Source organism: Escherichia sp. HH26CH, assembly GCF_009820205.1.
GTDB lineage: Bacteria > Pseudomonadota > Gammaproteobacteria > Enterobacterales > Enterobacteriaceae > Escherichia > Escherichia coli_F.
The window spans coordinates 141,424-158,411 of the sequence record NZ_VNXM01000005.1 but is presented as its reverse complement, the minus strand read 5'-3'; the positions used below and the strand labels follow the sequence as shown (position 1 = coordinate 158,411).

The window sequence follows — 16,988 nt, the reverse complement described above, 5'->3', positions numbered from 1 at the left end:
GCGGGGTGGAGCAGCCTGGTAGCTCGTCGGGCTCATAACCCGAAGGTCGTCGGTTCAAATCCGGCCCCCGCAACCAACACTTATGATGCTGATAAACCGCAATGTGTTTCACAGATTGCGGTTTTTTTGTACCTGAAATCTTCCTTAGCTGAACTCACAGCACGTTTTTTATCTCCCTTCCTGCAAAGAAATCTATTATCGACCTGGCAACGTATATCCCGGTTTGCTGGTATGACTCAACGGTAGCGGCCGCAATATGCGGCGTTGTAATGATATTCCTGGCATGTAGCAATGGGCTAAATTGCGCTAGCGGTTCAGAGCTAAACACATCCAGTGCTGCAAAAACATTTCGTTCTTCAATTACCTGAAGTAAAGCCCCCTCATCCAGCAACTTTCCCCTTGCGGCGTTGATGATAAGAGCACCATTGCGCATCATCGACAAATATTTATGACTAATGAAGTTCTCCAGCTCCGGAGAAAATGGCAAAAGAACGATGATGACATGAGACTGCATAAAGATATCTTCAATTGATACGAACTGAACTCCATCTTTGCCTGCGGCCTGGAAATCGGGTTGTTTATCAAAAGCTAAAAGCTCAACATCAAAACCAGATAACCTTTTCGCCAGTGTTTTGCCAATATTGCCGTAGCCAAGCAGGCCAATACGTTTACCTTGTAACTCGCACCCATGCGACTCGCCCCAATAACCATTTTGCATCGCATGATAGCTACCGGGGATATTTCTCATGCTCGCAAAAATAAGACCGATGATAAATTCCGCGACTGCATTTGAATTAATCCCAACAGCATTATTGACCACAATACCTGATTGTCGAGCCGTATGAAGATCAATATTATCAATCCCTGTCCCGAATCTCGATATTATTTTCACTCCTGGTAGTCGCGATAACGTATCCGCTTGATAACAATCTTTTCCGGCAATGACTGCGCAAATAGATTCTCGTAATACTGTGGATTCTGATTTAACCAGATGCTCCACATTATTCTTGATAATAAGGTTAAAATGATTTTCTCTTAGCAGCTTGCTGGCAGAAACACAACGCGCTGAAAAGCTGGGAACGGTGACCAGAACGTTTTTCATAGCTGACACTCACATCAATGAACGCCACCCCAAGAGATGGCGTGACCGGTTACTGTTTTATATTCTAAAATTATGAGTTTGCTTTAATACCGAGCGCACCTCCTGGATGATATAAGCCGAAATCAGCACGAGTAAACTTTTTCAATTCGGAGAGCGCAAGCGCCACCGCATCACCAACAACCAGAACGACTGTTGATGAGCATGACGGTGCTAAACCTAAATTATCCGCCTCACTTTTTACGGGAATTTCAACGGATAAATCACAACTTATCGCAAGCGATGAGCGATGACTGCGGGTAAAGGAGATCAAATAATTACCCATTTTTTTCAGACTAGGTAGTGTTGCCAGGATTTCTGTCGTCTCACCACTGTTTGAAATAAGAATAACAACATCATCTTTCGCCACCATCCCAAGATCGCCGTGTACGGCTTCAGTACCGTGAACAAAAAACGAGGGAGTTCCAGTGCTGGCAAATGTTGCGGCGAGTTTTCGGGCAATAATACCGGACTTACCGACACCAATAAAAACAACTTTCCCCTGACAAGACTGTAATACTTTAATTAAATTTGCGACCTCCGAAAGGGGGGAATCAATAACTTCTTCAACTGCTTTATGTTCGTTACGCATAAAATGTTTAATGAGATGGATAAGATCCGTGCTGTTCATTTTTATTTTCCTTGATTAATATTTTTAATTACACTCGCAAGACGCGTAAGCCCCATATATAATTTTTCTCGACCGCAGGCCAGGTTCAGACGAAGGTAGCCCTCCCCCTCCGTTCCATAGACATTCCCCGCCATAATGCCCACTTTGCCTTCATGAATTAATCGACTGTAGAATTCATCAAAGGGATAACCAATAGCAGAGCAATCTATCCACGAAAAATAGCAACCATCAGCAGGCCTTACGATCAATTCTGGAGTATTTTCGTTCAGATACTGCTGGGTGAATTGAATGTTAGAGGCAATATGTGCCTTTAATGACTTTAACCATCCCTCACATTCGTTATAGGCAATAATAGTTGCAATTATATTCAGTACGGATGGGGAGTTTACAAAATCGCGATATCTTGATATCGTTCTGAACTTATGATTAAAATTATCGTCAGTTGAAATCATATACGATCCTGTTAGCGCAGGAACATTAAATGTCTTCGATATCGAATTAAACACCACTACTTTTTCTTTTTTTATTTTAAGCGCAGATGTAAAGCTACGATTAAAAACAAAATCACTGTGAATTTCATCTGAACATAACCAGACATTATGTCTTGCACAGCTTGCAGCGATTTTATGCAGATCTTCTTCCGACCAGACGGTTCCTGTCGGGTTATGAGGATTACATAATAACACCATCTTTGCGCTTTGAATCTTAAGATCAAAATCTTGCCAATTGATAGCGTAGCCCCCCTCATTTTTTATAATCAAAGAGGCTGTCAGAATATTTCTCTCGCTATGTTTAATTATATCAAAAAATGCATTATAGACAGGTGTAAAAACGAGAATATTATCACCATGCGATGTCAATAACTCTATTGCTTTAGCAATGGAGTACATCACGCTTGGGCTATAGGTGATCCATTCTGGTTTGATTTCAGTTTTATATTGTTGATGATACCAATTGACTATCGCATTCAGATAGTCATCATGCTGCCAACGGCTGTACCCTAAAATCGGGTGTTCCAGACGTTTTCTTAATGCCCTGATGATAGCTTCCGGTATCGGAAGATCCATATCTGAAATAGAGAATGGTAATACATCTTTTACACCAAATCTGTCCTCGCAAAAGTCCCATTGGGTACAATATGTTCCTTTGCGGGAAATAGGAGTATTAAAAACATCCATCAGCATATCCCCATGTAGTTATCCATATCCCGACGCAAGGCGATGACTTTAGTACCGATAATGACTTGTAGGGTATTTTGATCAAGTTTAACAACCGCAATTCCGCCAGCTCTTTTTATTGCTGCCTCGTCAATCAATCCCATATCTGCGATTGTTAAACGTAAACGAGTTACGCAATTATCCAGGGATTTAATATTCTCTTTACCACCAAGTGCCTTAACCATCTGCTCCGCTGCTTGCAGCTCTGATTTATCAAGCGTTGGGATATCCGCTATAGCCGTATCCTCATGAGCATTCAGCGTGACAGGACTGGACTCTTCACGGCCTACCGTCATCAGGTTAAATTTGAGAATAGTCCAACGGAACACAAAGTAATAAATAAAGAAATAGGCCACTTCGACACACACCGCTATTGGCCAACCTGTTCTTGTGCCACGCAATACGCCAAAGCTAATAAATTGAATCAGATCGCCAGTAAATCCCATCTTCACGCCCATATATGGCAAGACCATGTTGGCGAATCCATTCATAAAAGCATGGAAGACAAATAGCAGTGGACTGACAAATAAGAACAGAAACTCAATCGGTTCGCTGACGCCGCCAATAATGACTGTAAGCACCCCGGAAATAAGCAATGCTTTGATAGCTTTTCTGTTTTGAGCATGAGCAGTGCGATACATCGCCAGCGCGGCACCAGCCAGACCATACTGAATCATCAGTTTGCCCTGTTCCATTTTCCCCGCCAAATCCAGCGGAATGACCGCATTCTCTTTGACGTACGCCATAAACATGTTCAGGGTGCCATAATACTCTTCGCCGCCGATCACTGCCGATCCGCCGATGGGGGTAAAGCGGAAAACTGACGTCACCAGGTGATTTAAACCAAAAGGTATTGTCACGCGTTCGGCGACTGCATAGAAAAAATAGCCAACAGGACCGGAAGTTGAAATCCAGTGGCCAATGAGCATGAAAAGATTGAAAAATGGTGGCCAGATAAAAGGGATGATCAGACCAAATCCACTCATCACAATCAGTGTAATAATAGGCACCAGGCGTGGGCCACTATAAAATCCTAATGATTCAGGAATACGTAAGTTAACGATCTTTTTATACATACTGGCGACTAATAATCCTGCTATAATCCCACCCAACACACTGGTATTGTAGGACTGGATTCCCAGAATAATGGTTTGCCCATGTGTCGACATTTGATCAGCAGCGACCAATAAGTCATGTTGTTTAAGATAAAAGTTCGTTCCCAGATGCATCGCCATGAAACCAATTAAGCCAGAAAAAGCGCCATAGGCTTTATCCTCTTTCTCTTTTAATAACCCCAGAGGTATAGCTATCGCAAACAATACAGGTAAATTGACAAAGGCAAACAAACCAAGGCTAACAATAAAATCAAGAATGGTTTTAATTACGGGAATAGCCAGTAGTGGAATTAATTTTGCCATATCATCGCTGGCTAAACCACTTCCTAGCCCTAACATCATGCCACATACACTTAGCAGAGCGATGGGATACATAAATGCCTTTCCCAGGCTCTGAAAAAAACTCCAGGCTTTCTTTTGTTTCATGCGGGTTATCTCATATAAATGTTATATATAATCAGTCCATTAATACTTTGGTGCGAATAGAGAGATATAGTTTTTCTTCCAAAATCAATTCATATTTAAAAGTGGCGTACAAATACCTTTCAATTTCATGAATTGCGCGCTGTAACAGAATGTCTTTCTCAAGAAACTGTTCATAGAGATCACCAATATCTTTCTGTTTTATTTTTTCATTGCATAATACGCGACTTGAAAAATATTTAAGGTGTATCATGAACCTGGAATAATTAAATGAACTTCTGTCCACCTTTCTGTTATAAACAACTTCAATAAGCCCCGTGATTATTTGCGACAACTCAATAATCCGTACTGATTCATAATCAACTGAATTCTCATAATTATTTAAAATATGCAATGCTATAAAACCAATCTCATCATCAGGAAGTTGAACGCTGAATTGCTCATTAATGATAGTTAATGCATCGCGACTTATCGCATACTCTGCTTTGTACAACGCTTTGATTTCATCAAGGAAAACATTATTAATTTGTATGCCTGAAGCGACTCGGGATATTGCATTCGAAATATGATCAGCAAGAATCAATAGTAGCGATGGATTGAGATTTTTTTCGAGATTGTTCTCCGCATATTGCACTATTTTTTCGGCAACAAAAACATACTCAATATCCACATGCTCAATCAATTTGTAGAGTTTATTTTTTTGTTCATTTCTGACATAAAAAATCCGGTTAGCCGGATGCTCAGGGACCGACATTCCATATTTTTTGTTGTAACCGACGCCAGGCCCAGAAATGATAACCTCCTGTCCATTCATCGATGCCTGTACACAATTATTGTTCATGACTTTTTCGATGATCATTCCATAGCTCCAAAAAAAAAGGCAAGGCACGTCAGAAGTAATAATTACTTCAAACATTGCCTTGCCTGATTTAACAGTTACAAGATGATTAACTAATGCATATACATTACACGGAATTGTGCTTAATTAAAGAGATGGCCGGCTTATTTTTCAAGCCGACATTCAAATATTCGACATCAGTCACAAAACCAACGTCTAATATTCAGGTAAATATTATCTATTCAACGAAATATAAATTCATTGAATAAATAAAAACATTATCCCCTTCTCGCCAGCGTCGCCCCATCGGCAAAATACGCTTTTATCCCTGCGAGGATTGATTCCGCAACTTCCTGCTGGAAGGTTGCCGTTTTCAGTTTACGTTCTTCCTCAACGTTACTGATAAACGCCGTTTCGACCAAAATGGAGGGTATATCAGGCGCTTTCAGCACGGCAAACCCGGCTTGTTCAACCTGATTTTTATGCAGCTTGTTGATTTTACCGAGCTTATTCAACACAGCTTTACCAAACTTCAGACTGTCGGCAATGGTCAGCGACTGCACCATATCGAACATAGTATGGTCGACATAACGGTCGCCGCTCTTACTCACGCCACCAATCAAGTCCGAGGCGTTCTGAGTTTGCGCCAGATATTTTGCCGCGGTACTGGTTGCACCTTTGGTAGAGAGCGCAAACACAGAGGAACCGCTCGGCTGGCGACTGGTAAAGGCATCGGCATGAATAGAGACAAACAAGTCAGCACGCTGTTTCTGTGCTTTTGCTACGCGCACTTGCAACGGAATGAAGATGTCTTCATTACGGGTCATGTAAACTTTCATATTGCCCTCTTTCTCAATCAGAGAGCGCAAACGGCGGGCAATTTGCAATACCACGTCTTTTTCACGCGTTTTGTATTTCCCCACCGCACCGGAGTCTTCGCCGCCATGGCCAGGGTCAAGCATAATGACAATCGGACGATCGCGCCCTGCTTTGCCTGGCTGCGGGCCACTCTGCGCAGGCGGCACCTGCTTTTCGAGATCGCCTTTATTGTAATCCTCCAGCAGCGCCAGCAGCGGGTCCTGCATGTCCTGAGCATTGGCAGGATAGAGATCCATCACCAGACGCTCTTTAAACCCGGCGACCGGAGCAAGGGCAAACAGCTGCGGTTTTACGTTTTGCTTTAACTCAAAAACCATCCGCACGGTTTGCGGGTCAAACTGCCCGACGCGCGCCGACTTGATGAACGGGTCATCAGCACGAATTTGTGCCGCCATCCCCTTGAGCACTGAGTTCAGGTTTACATCTTCGATATCCACCACCACGCGTTCAGGGTTACTCAACGCGAACTGCTTATATTTCAGCTGACGATTAGATTCTACCGTCACACGGGTGTAGCTGGACGCAGGCCAGACGCGCACCGCCACGACCTGGCTGACCGCAGCCAGACTGACCTGACTTACGCTCAATAGCCACATGGCACCCGCGCCTTGCAGTAAACGACGACGGCTGATTGCTGTGTTGGATCCCGACATGCATCTCCCGAGCAAAAAAATCTAAGCTGTGTAACAAATAAACGACTAATTTGACCGGAAACTTTAGCGAAAGACGCATAATCTGTCATCTAATAAACGGTAAACATTCTTTTTATATTCACGGCATTACTGATAAAAAAGTTGCTCATGCGTAAAATTTGCACTTGCACCCAGTGAAAAAACAGAATAAAAATACAATAATTACGAATAATCATGCAAAGAGGTGTGCCGTGGTGAAGGAACGTAAAACCGAGTTGGTCGAGGGATTCCGCCATTCGGTTCCTTATATCAATACCCACCGGGGAAAAACGTTTGTCATCATGCTCGGCGGTGAAGCCATTGAGCATGAGAATTTCTCCAGTATCGTTAATGATATCGGGTTGCTGCACAGCCTCGGCATCCGTCTGGTCGTGGTCTATGGAGCGCGCCCGCAGATCGATGCGAATCTGGCAGCGCATCACCACGAACCGCTATATCACAAAAATATACGCGTGACCGACGCCAAAACACTAGAACTGGTGAAGCAGGCTGCGGGAACATTGCAACTGGACATTACTGCTCGCCTGTCGATGAGTCTCAATAACACGCCGCTGCAGGGCGCGCATATCAACGTCGTCAGTGGCAATTTTATTATTGCCCAGCCGCTGGGCGTGGATGACGGTGTGGATTACTGCCATAGCGGGCGTATCCGGCGGATTGACGAAGATGCGATTCATCGTCAACTGGACAGCGGTGCGATAGTGCTGCTGGGGCCGGTCGCGGTTTCAGTCACTGGCGAGAGCTTTAATCTGACCTCGGAAGAGATCGCCACTCAACTGGCCATCAAACTGAAAGCTGAAAAGATGATTGGTTTTTGCTCTTCACAGGGCGTCACTAATGACGACGGCGATATTGTCTCCGAGCTTTTCCCTAACGAAGCACAAGCGCGGGTAGAAGCTCAGGAAGAGAAAGGCGATTACAACTCCGGTACGGTGCGCTTTTTGCGTGGTGCGGTGAAAGCCTGCCGCAGCGGCGTACGTCGCTGTCATTTAATTAGTTACCAGGAAGATGGCGCGCTGTTGCAAGAGTTGTTCTCACGTGACGGTATCGGTACGCAGATTGTGATGGAAAGCGCCGAGCAAATTCGTCGCGCAACCATCAACGATATTGGCGGCATTCTGGAGTTGATTCGCCCACTGGAGCAGCAAGGTATTCTGGTACGCCGTTCTCGCGAGCAACTGGAGATGGAAATCGACAAATTCACTATTATTCAGCGCGATAACACGACTATTGCCTGCGCAGCACTCTATCCGTTCCCGGAAGAGAAGATTGGGGAAATGGCCTGTGTGGCCGTTCACCCGGATTACCGCAGCTCATCAAGGGGCGAGGTTTTGCTGGAGCGCATTGCCGCTCAGGCGAAGCAAAGCGGATTAAGCAAATTGTTTGTACTGACCACGCGCAGTATTCACTGGTTCCAGGAACGTGGATTTACCCCGGTGGATATTGATTTACTGCCCGAGAGCAAAAAGCAGTTGTACAACTACCAGCGTAAATCCAAAGTGTTGATGGCGGATTTGGGGTAAGTGGTGGAAATCGCCAGATGCGACATGCGCAATGCCTGGAGGCATGATAAACACGCTAGCATCGCATCAGGTATTGACGCTCATCGTCGGATGCGGCGTGAACGCCTTATCCGACCTACATCAAATCAAAGGTGTTGATGGCGGATTTAGGGTAAGCGACGGAAATCGCCAGATGCGCATATGCGCAATGCCCGGAGGCATGACAGGACGCGCATGCGTCGCATCAGGCAATCACGTTTATTCCCGCGAACTAAACAACGCCGCCAGACCACTGCGCCGCTCAGTACGAGTGGCGATTGCCGCACTTAATATGCGCTCATCGGCATACAACGACAGACGGCGACGCGCGCGGGTCACCGCAGTGTAAACCAGCTCTCGCGTTACAACTGGCGTGCGTTGGCTCGGTAAAATCAACGCCGCATGGTCAAACTCCGATCCCTGCGATTTATGTACCGTCATCGCCCACGTGGTTTCGTGTTCTGGCAGGCGGCTCGGTTGCACAGACTTAATATTGCCATCCGGCATCGCAAACCAGACGCGCGTCCCCTGCCCACGATCCAGCGCAATGCCGATATCACCATTAAACAACCCAAGCGCGCTGTCATTGCGGGCAATCATTACCGGCCGGCCTTCGTACCAGCGTGAGTGCGGATGACGATGAATTTTGCGCTTCTGTTGCATAAACTGCTCAATTCGCTCATTCAATCCAGCCACGCCAAACGGTCCTTCCCGCAGGGCGCACAAAAGCTGGTATTCATTGAACGCCTGAATGATTAAATCCGGCTCGGCACGCGCTTGCAGCAGATCCAGATAACGCCCGTAACCCGCAAGAGCCTCCTCAAGCATCGCAATATAGTCTTCGCCGCTCTGTAAAAGCCGTTTTTCGATATCAGTAAAATCCTGCTGAAAAACGGTTTTCACTGCCGTTTTATCACCACGGTTGATCGCCGCAGCTAACTGACCAATGCCAGAATCGCTGCCGAAACGATAGCTTTTTTGCAGCAGGCAGAGACTGTCGCGCAAAGATGCCGCTTCTGTGCCAGTTCCTGACGGAACGTGAGTTCCCGTCAGGCGGCTCAACTGCCCGGCACGCTCGGCGGTAAAGCCCGCGTTGGCATAAGCGCAGATATCGCCCAGCACAGCCCCAGCCTCAACCGAGGCCAGTTGATCACGATCGCCGAGAAAGATCACTCTGGCATGATCGGGCAAGGCGTCGATCAGTCTCGACATCATAGGCAGATCGATCATTGACGCTTCATCTACCACCAGCACATCAAGATGCAGCGGGTTACCGGCATGATGACGTAAACGCTGGCTACCCGGCTGCGCACCCAGCAATCGGTGCAAAGTGCTGGCATCTTCCGGAATGCGTTTCTTTTGTTCATCGGTCAGCGGTAACTGGCGCAAAGCCTTGCCGAGAGATTCGGTTAAGCGCGCGGCAGCTTTACCCGTTGGTGCAGCCAGACGGATACGGCAGCGTTCGCCGTCTGCCATTTGAATTAACGCTGCCAGCAACTTCGCTACGGTGGTCGTTTTACCGGTGCCAGGGCCGCCGGAAATCACCGAGATCCGCCGCGTCAGCGCCACTGCCGCCGCCACTTTTTGCCAGTTAATTTCATCGCTTACTGGAAAAAGTTTGTCCAGGGTTTGCGCCAGTAGAGCTTCATCAACCTCAATGGCATGATTCACTTCGTTGAAAAAGCGTGCCACTGTGCGCTCGTTACACCACATGCGATTCAAATAAAGACGATCACCACAGAGGATCATCGGCGTTGGTTCATCTCCCCGGCTGACCGCTTGTGAAGCCAGCAAGCATTCTTCCCAATTTTGTAACTCACCAATTTCGCTGACGCAGGTTGCTAACAGCGGATGTGACTCCTCGTTATTTTCCAGTCGTGAGAGCGGTAAACAGACATGCCCTTCCCCGGCGTCGTGGCTTAACAGGGCTGCCGCGAGGGTGACGGCAGGATGTTCATCTCCCGCCACGGTCAGGGCAAATTGCACATCCAGCGGGCGTAGCTGTTTGTGCTCCACAGCTTCCAGTAATTGCTTTTGCAATTTCATTACGCCTCCTCCAGGGTCATACCGGCAAACATCTCATCCATCAGGTCAATCAACCCGGCGTTGGGTCGGGTTGTGTAAATCCCTTGTTGCGGATGTTCTTTATCAACGCCACGCAGGAAAAGATAGATAACGCCGCCAAAGTGACGATCATAGTCGTAATCAGCAATGCGATGGCGCAGATAACGATGCAGCGCCAGGGTATAAAGCTGATATTGCAGATCATAGCGGTGTGCCTGCATCGCCGCTGCCATAGCCTGTTGGGTATAAGCCGAACTGTCTTCACCCAGCCAGTTGGATTTATAGTCGAGCAGATAATAACGCCCTTCATGGCGGAATACCAGGTCGATAAAGCCTTTTAACATGCCGCGTACCTGCATGAACTCCAGCGGCGGGCAGCCAGCGGATAGCGGATCAAACTGGCGAATTAGTGCATCAAGCTGGCTGGCGATGAGCGGTTCACTAATCGGCAGGTAAAACTCCATCTCCACCTGTTTATCGCGGTCGGAAAGCTGATTCAGGCTAACACCCGTTTCATTGAGAGGTGCCTGGAGGACAGCCGTGATCCACTCGGTCAACACTGGTTCCCACTGCGATTCAAAGCCGCCGAGTTCCAGTTTTTCCTGTACCCAGTTCGGGTCAACCGGCTGGGTAAAATCGAGGTCTTCAAACAAACTGTGCAAGAATGTCCCTGGTGACGCACCGCGCGGGAACTGATGCGGTGTTAACGTCGGTTCTTCAACGACGCTGACCACGCCTGCGGCATCAACATCCAGCCGTGGCATCAGATCCTGAGCGATACCGTGATCACGCTGCTGCAAACCGGAGTAGCTGGTGACACGCCAGTTATCGCCGGGCAATCGTTGTAGCGTCCTCGCATTCAGTTCTGCTGTAAAAACATCATTAAACTGCCAGGGCTGGTTATCACCCGTTTGTGCCGTTTGCCAGGCAATATCCTCATCGCACAACGCTTCAATACAGGTGCGAAGCCCTGCCGCATCTTGCGGTTCCCCTTTTTGCAGCAAACGCCCGAGCGCACTTTGGTGGACGTCGGTGTCACCTTTTTTATCGCCACGACGGCGCACCAGCGGTGCGACGCCGAGACTGCAATGCCAAACCGAACGCGTCAGCGCCACGTAAAGCAAACGCAGATCTTCCGCCAGACGTTCGGCCTCCGCGAGGTCGACGCTTTCTGGCGCAGCATTAAGATCCAGAACAGCCTCAAACGAGTGGCGATCGTGATAAAACGCCTGATCCTGGACGCGGAAATTGGTGATAAACGGCAGCCAGACCAATGGATATTCCAGCCCTTTCGATTTGTGGATCGTGACAATCTGCACCAGATGTTTATCACTTTCGAGACGCATTTGTTGGCTGGAGGCATTACTGTCTGGCTCGAGGATATGTTGCGATAACCAGCGTACCAGCGCATGTTCACTTTCCAGCTGCGTTCCGGCTTCTTGTAGCAATTCGCTGATATGCAAGATATCGGTAAGACGCCGCTCACCGCCTGCTGTTGCCAGCAAGTTTTCTGCAATGTTACGCGCCGACATCAGCGCCCGCAGCATCGGCATAACGCCACGTTTGCGCCAGATTTGCCGATAACCATCGAACTCTTCGACTACCGCATCCCACGCATGTTCGTCATTATTCAGCGTTTCAATATCCAGCGCATTCAGCCCCATCATTGACGTTGCCAGCGCACTGCGCAGGGTGTTCTCACGTTCTGGTGTCATCACCGCCTGCAACAGCCAAAGCATCTCCTGCGCTTCCAGAGTTTCAAAAACACTGTCGCGGTTCGAAAGGTAAACGGAAGGGATTTCCAGCAGCGTTAAGGCATCGCGCACCTGAGCGGCCTCCTGGCGGCTGCGCACCAGCACACTGATGTCCGAAGCACGCACCGGACGCGCGTCGTCGCCGTTCATCAGCAACGCTTCGCCCCGCTGTCCGGCTTGTAGCCAGTCGCGGATTTGCGCAGCACATACCTGCGCCATGGTACTTTGATAGTCGCCAACGCCGCAGCTTTCGCCTTCCATCAGCCACATTTTCATCGCAGGCTGCGTTTCACCTTTAAACACAAAACGTAACGCCTGATTTTTCCCGGCTGATTTCACTGGAATAAACGGTATTTCGCGAAACATGAACGCGTCATCAGTCTGACTGAAAAGCTTATTCACGCTGTTCACCATTCCTGGTGCGGAGCGCCAGTTGGTATCTAAGGTGTAGTGGGCGTGAACTTCGCTACGCGCCTTCATATAAGTGAAGATATCCGCACCCCGGAATGCATATATGGCCTGTTTCGGGTCGCCAATCAGCAACAAAGCGGTTTCCGGCTGATAGTGCCAGATACGGCGAAAAATTCGGTACTGCTGGGGGTCGGTATCCTGAAATTCATCAATCATTGCCACCGGGAATCGCGTACGGATCGCCGCTGCCAACACCTCGCCGCTTTCGCTACGCAGCGCGGAATCGAGCCGACTTAACATGTCATCAAAACCCAATTCGCCACGGCGGCGTTTTTCTCGCGTTACTGTTTCGCGGATCTCAGCCAATGCGCGGGTGATCACCAGATCACGAATCGACAATGGTTCTGCAAGCAGTTGATCGATCGCCTCAAACAGTGGATGTCGCGGGGTTTCCCCCCCGGCTTTCGTGCGATCTTCTAAGAAACGCTGAGAGAATTTTTCCAGCGACTCCGGTAACTGATAACTGTTGGTCTCTTCTTCTGCCCAGGCACTGATCTTCTCGATCCATTTAGCCTGATTGCTACGGTTAAACTTGCGTCGATCAATACCAGAAGATTCGATCAGCGCATCCAGTTCACCCACTGCGTCGCGCCACTGCTGTTTTACCGTATCAATACGCGCCACAATTTGCGCGTGGCGGGAAGCCAGCGTTTCATCATCGGGCGGCGGTGCTTTGATAACTGGAGCTTCGCCTTGCAGATAACGATTAATATCGCGCAGCAACGCCTGCGGCCCTTTCCAGGTTTCAAAGACCACCTGGGCAATTTCACGCGGCAGCGGGTAGCAGTGGCGACGCCAGAAATCGGCGCAGGCCTGGTAGCGTAGCAGAGACTCATCTTCAATCAGCTGCTGCTCAAACAGCATGCCGGATTCAAAGGCATTCAAGTTGAGCATGCGCTGGCAAAAACCGTGAATAGTAAAGACTGCCGCTTCATCCATCTGCCGTTCGGCTAACAACAACCACTGCGCGGCTTGCGCTTTATCGTCGATCTCTTCCAGCAGGCGTTCGTACAGTGGATTGTCGGTGGTTTCACGCAGACAGGCGATGCGCAACTCGTGGATATTGCTACGGATACGACCGCGCAATTCTGCCGTGGCAGCCTCGGTAAAGGTCACCACCAGCAGTTCTTCAACGGTCAGCGGGCGGGGAAAGGCGGCAGAACCGCCTAGTCCAAGTAACAGGCGCAAATAGAGCGCCGCAATCGTAAAGGTTTTGCCTGTGCCGGCAGAGGCTTCAATCAGGCGCTCGCCCTGTAAGGGCAAGCGCAAAGGATCTAGTGTCTCGGCGACATCACTCATTCTTTTCACTCATCAGGGGCATTGTTTGCTGCAACGCGCTGACGTTCTCCCACACTTTCCAACCTTCAGGATGCACATATTCGGCTTTCCCGTTCTGGCTGCCGGAAATCTGCGACAGAATAGCCATGCCTTGCGGCTCGACCACCGCCTGATGGAAGAAATCAGCAAGTTTTTGCGGCGTCAGCAGTTTTATCTGGGCCACGATTTTATCACGCGAATCGAAGCGCATATTGCCGCGATCGAAATCTTTACTTAACTTCGATGCTTCTTCGCCGAGCGTTTGCGGTGCCTGCAGCATCTGGGTTATTACCGCCTGCTGGATTTGCGCAAACTCTTCTGGCTTCATCGTCCGCAATTTTGCCTCTGCGGTTGGGAAAAACGCCTTGTAACGCTCCCACAAGAATGAAGGCTGTTTATCATTGCTTTGCAACAGGAAGCCCATGCCCCACTGACGTCCCACGCTCATTGGAAACGCAAACACGGCATAGCCCAACTGTTCTTCGGTACGCAACTGATTGTAGAACCACGGCTGTACGATCTGCCCCAGCAGAGAGCTATAGGCTGAGCTGGTGTATTCATCGTAGCCAGTCGGTACAAATACCGCTGCCAGTGCGGAGTCGGTGCTGTTACCGGCTTTTTCAAAGATGACGGATTGTTTTTTATCGACCACGACATCTTTGTTACGACACCACTCCGAACCATCAGCGCCCAACTGTTTTTGCACATCGCGTGCCAGCGTTGTTGCCTGGGCTTCGGTCATGTTGCCAATAACCATAAACTCTGGTCGAGCCCCTGATTTTAAGACGTCGCGATAGGCCAGCACCTCTTTCAAAGTGATTGAAGGCAAAATTTTGCGCCGTTCATCTCGCGAGAAGTACGGCACTTGCGAGAGCATCTGCGCGGGCATAATCGCCTGCTCGAACGCTTTGCCCTTTTCTGCGGAATCCATCATCTGGTTATACCAGGACTTCGCCTGCTCAAGCTGATCTTCCGTAGCGGTATAGCTAAAGTAGCCCTCCAGCAAAGCCTGGAACAGCTGCGGCAGGCGCTGGGTGTAACCATTGGCATTAACCATAAGGCCGTTGTTAGCATTGGTGGAAAAACTTATGCCACCAACCGACGCCTGGTTGCTTAACTGATCAAGCGCCAGTCCGGCAAGATAATCATTGAGCGCAAACATCACCTGATTGCGGGCGCTGTCCATGGCTTTCGGGTTACGCAAAATCAGGCTAACATCAGCTTTGGGTTCGCTGGCAAAATAACGGCTTGGCGCATACACCACGCGCAGATTCGACTCATCAACAATCAGCTCTGGATGGTCGTATTTCTTCTCTGACTTCATCAGCGAGAAATCGTCAGGAATATAAGGGTTAAGCTCCGGTAAGGAGAGCGCAATATTGGCGGCTTTTTTCTGCCAGTCAGCGAAAGTTTGTGGGCTGATTTTATCGACCTGATACGGAGCATCGACAAAATAAGCCGTTTTGTTATGCGGCTCTTTCGGGCTGATATACCAGATACGCGCATTCTGCGGCGTCATCATCGCCAGACGTTCTTTTACCGCTTTAGCGTCGTACCGATCGGCAATATTTACCGCGTCCAGCGTATGCTCAACAGGAACGCGAATCATGGTATCTGCCAGCCATTCGACGTAATCCATATCACGGGTGATTGACGGATAACGAAAGTCGATATCCAGCACATTCGCCAGTTCATCGAAGTATTGTTTATCAATCCCTTTTTCGCGTAACAGATTGAGGTAGCTAAAAATGGCCGCCACAACCTGATCGCGATTCGCCAGACCTTTATCGGTTAAAGACGCAGAGATCGCTAATACGCCGCTGTTGCCGTTGACGATAGGATCGGAATTGGCGCTAATGCCCTCAACTAATCCCTGCTTTTGCAGCCAGTCAGAAAGTGTACCTGGGCTGCGATTACCAATCAGATAGGTAATCAATTCATCCGTTTTACTACGGAACTTCGCTGAATTGTTATCGATGCGAAACTCAACGCGCAGAACTTTACGCGGCAGCGCCGGGACGTAATGAATGATAATGCCCTTTTGCGCGTCGGTGACTACCGGCACGGTGATTTCCGGTTTTTTGCTCTCTTTGTTCGGCACGCGACCAAAAGTGTCCGCCGCCATTTTTGCCAACTCCGACAACGGTTTATTGCTGTAAATAACCGCCTTCATCAGATTGGCAGAGTAATATTTCTCGTGAAAATCTTTCAGCGCCTGCTGCACCGGATTGCCGGGTTTGTCGCTTAAAGTTTCGAGGTTACCACCAGAAAACTTTGAACCGGGGTGTGCCGGGTTAATGGTTTCTGCGCTGACCTGTGCCATGCGCATCCCGTCACGCGTACGCGCCATGGTTAATTCGGCATTCACTGCATTACGTTCACGTTCGGCGTATTTCTTGTCGAGCAAGGGTTCTGCAATAGCGTCCGCCAGGCGGTCTACCGCACCGGGCAAGGCGTCGTTCTCAACTTCCAGATAGAAAGCCGTGCGATACGGTGCCGTGCTGGCATTGTGACTGCCGCCGTGCATTTTGAGATATTCGGCCAGACTGTCAGCCTGCGGGTACTTTTTCGACCCCATCAGACTCATATGTTCAAGGTAATGTGCCAGCCCCTGGTACGCCTCGGGATCTTCCAGCGACCCAACGGGCACCACCAGCGCCGAGAGCGATTTAACCGCCTGCGGGTCAGAAACCAGCAAAACCACCATACCGTTATCCAGACGTATAGCCTGATACTGGCGGTTATCTTTATCACTTTTACGGATGGTTTCCTGAATCGGCTGCCATCCCGTTTCTGCCTGACTTAAGGGTGCCCAAAGGGCAACAAACAACAATAATGCTTTGAACCAGGTGCTGCGGGGCATTCACGGACCTCATTATCAACTTTATTTTCTAACCAGATTCAATAC

At 48.7% G+C, this 16,988-nt stretch carries 10 protein-coding genes; 1 reads left to right on the top strand and 9 read right to left on the bottom strand.

Translation table 11 applies throughout. From position 1 onward, the window contains the following. Nucleotides 1–154: 154 nt before the first annotated feature. The 6 genes from FQ015_RS01160 to amiC all read right to left on the bottom strand — a co-directional run bounded on the left by FQ015_RS01160 (nucleotide 155) and on the right by amiC (nucleotide 6,894). Nucleotides 155–1,102, bottom strand: coding sequence for a phosphoglycerate dehydrogenase (locus FQ015_RS01160; RefSeq protein ID WP_001318019.1), 948 nt, complete (start codon nucleotides 1,100–1,102; stop codon nucleotides 155–157). A gap of 70 nt (nucleotides 1,103–1,172) precedes the next feature. Continuing rightward, nucleotides 1,173–1,769, bottom strand: coding sequence for a KpsF/GutQ family sugar-phosphate isomerase (locus tag FQ015_RS01155; RefSeq protein ID WP_001089172.1), 597 nt, complete (start codon nucleotides 1,767–1,769; stop codon nucleotides 1,173–1,175). A gap of 2 nt (nucleotides 1,770–1,771) precedes the next feature. Beyond that, nucleotides 1,772–2,947 carry a MalY/PatB family protein gene (locus tag FQ015_RS01150; protein ID WP_039020544.1) on the bottom strand — a complete coding sequence of 392 codons (1,176 nt, stop codon included), beginning with the start codon at nucleotides 2,945–2,947 and terminating at the stop codon, nucleotides 1,772–1,774. Continuing rightward, the gene (locus FQ015_RS01145) at nucleotides 2,947–4,527 is read right to left on the bottom strand and encodes a PTS transporter subunit EIIC (RefSeq protein ID WP_000810571.1); all 1,581 of its coding nucleotides are present in this window, start codon (nucleotides 4,525–4,527) and stop codon (nucleotides 2,947–2,949) included. Before FQ015_RS01145 ends, FQ015_RS01150 begins: the two co-directional genes overlap by 1 nt. 31 nt (nucleotides 4,528–4,558) lie before the next feature. Then, nucleotides 4,559–5,383 carry a PRD domain-containing protein gene (locus FQ015_RS01140; RefSeq protein WP_001318021.1) on the bottom strand — a complete coding sequence of 275 codons (825 nt, stop codon included), beginning with the start codon at nucleotides 5,381–5,383 and terminating at the stop codon, nucleotides 4,559–4,561. Between the two features lie 257 nt (nucleotides 5,384–5,640). Continuing rightward, nucleotides 5,641–6,894 carry an N-acetylmuramoyl-L-alanine amidase AmiC gene (amiC, locus tag FQ015_RS01135; protein ID WP_000016907.1) on the bottom strand — a complete coding sequence of 418 codons (1,254 nt, stop codon included), beginning with the start codon at nucleotides 6,892–6,894 and terminating at the stop codon, nucleotides 5,641–5,643. A gap of 230 nt (nucleotides 6,895–7,124) precedes the next feature. Here amiC and argA point away from each other — a divergent pair, with 230 nt between their 5' ends. Continuing rightward, nucleotides 7,125–8,456, top strand: coding sequence for an amino-acid N-acetyltransferase (gene argA / locus FQ015_RS01130; protein ID WP_000237940.1), 1,332 nt, complete (start codon nucleotides 7,125–7,127; stop codon nucleotides 8,454–8,456). A 237-nt stretch (nucleotides 8,457–8,693) separates the two neighbouring features. On the opposite strand, the gene recD is transcribed toward argA, so the two are convergent. The 3 genes from recD to ptrA are packed head-to-tail and all read right to left on the bottom strand — an operon-like array spanning nucleotide 8,694 to nucleotide 16,943. Beyond that, nucleotides 8,694–10,520: an exodeoxyribonuclease V subunit alpha gene (gene recD / locus FQ015_RS01125; RefSeq protein WP_000775992.1), complete on the bottom strand. Its 1,827-nt coding sequence runs from the start codon at nucleotides 10,518–10,520 to the stop codon at nucleotides 8,694–8,696. Next, a complete protein-coding gene (gene recB, locus FQ015_RS01120; RefSeq protein WP_039020545.1) occupies nucleotides 10,520–14,062 on the bottom strand; it encodes an exodeoxyribonuclease V subunit beta in 3,543 nt (1,180 codons plus the stop codon). The genes recD and recB overlap by 1 nt, the downstream gene beginning before the upstream one ends. Beyond that, nucleotides 14,055–16,943 (bottom strand): pitrilysin, encoded by a 2,889-nt coding sequence (gene ptrA, locus FQ015_RS01115; RefSeq protein WP_160523604.1) that lies wholly within the window; start codon nucleotides 16,941–16,943, stop codon nucleotides 14,055–14,057. The genes recB and ptrA overlap by 8 nt, the downstream gene beginning before the upstream one ends. Nucleotides 16,944–16,988 lie beyond the last annotated feature (45 nt).

Bases quoted from the DNA above. Each gene is read 5' to 3' on its own strand.
- FQ015_RS01160 (WP_001318019.1), bottom strand. From the start codon at position 1,102: ATGAAAAACGTTCTGGTCACCGTTCCCAGCTTTTCAGCGCGTTGTGTT.
- FQ015_RS01155 (WP_001089172.1), bottom strand. From the start codon at position 1,769: ATGAACAGCACGGATCTTATCCATCTCATTAAACATTTTATGCGTAAC.
- FQ015_RS01150 (WP_039020544.1), bottom strand. From the start codon at position 2,947: ATGGATGTTTTTAATACTCCTATTTCCCGCAAAGGAACATATTGTACC.
- FQ015_RS01145 (WP_000810571.1), bottom strand. From the start codon at position 4,527: ATGAAACAAAAGAAAGCCTGGAGTTTTTTTCAGAGCCTGGGAAAGGCA.
- FQ015_RS01140 (WP_001318021.1), bottom strand. From the start codon at position 5,383: ATGATCATCGAAAAAGTCATGAACAATAATTGTGTACAGGCATCGATG.
- amiC (WP_000016907.1), bottom strand. From the start codon at position 6,894: ATGTCGGGATCCAACACAGCAATCAGCCGTCGTCGTTTACTGCAAGGC.
- recD (WP_000775992.1), bottom strand. From the start codon at position 10,520: ATGAAATTGCAAAAGCAATTACTGGAAGCTGTGGAGCACAAACAGCTA.
- recB (WP_039020545.1), bottom strand. From the start codon at position 14,062: ATGAGTGATGTCGCCGAGACACTAGATCCTTTGCGCTTGCCCTTACAG.
- ptrA (WP_160523604.1), bottom strand. From the start codon at position 16,943: ATGCCCCGCAGCACCTGGTTCAAAGCATTATTGTTGTTTGTTGCCCTT.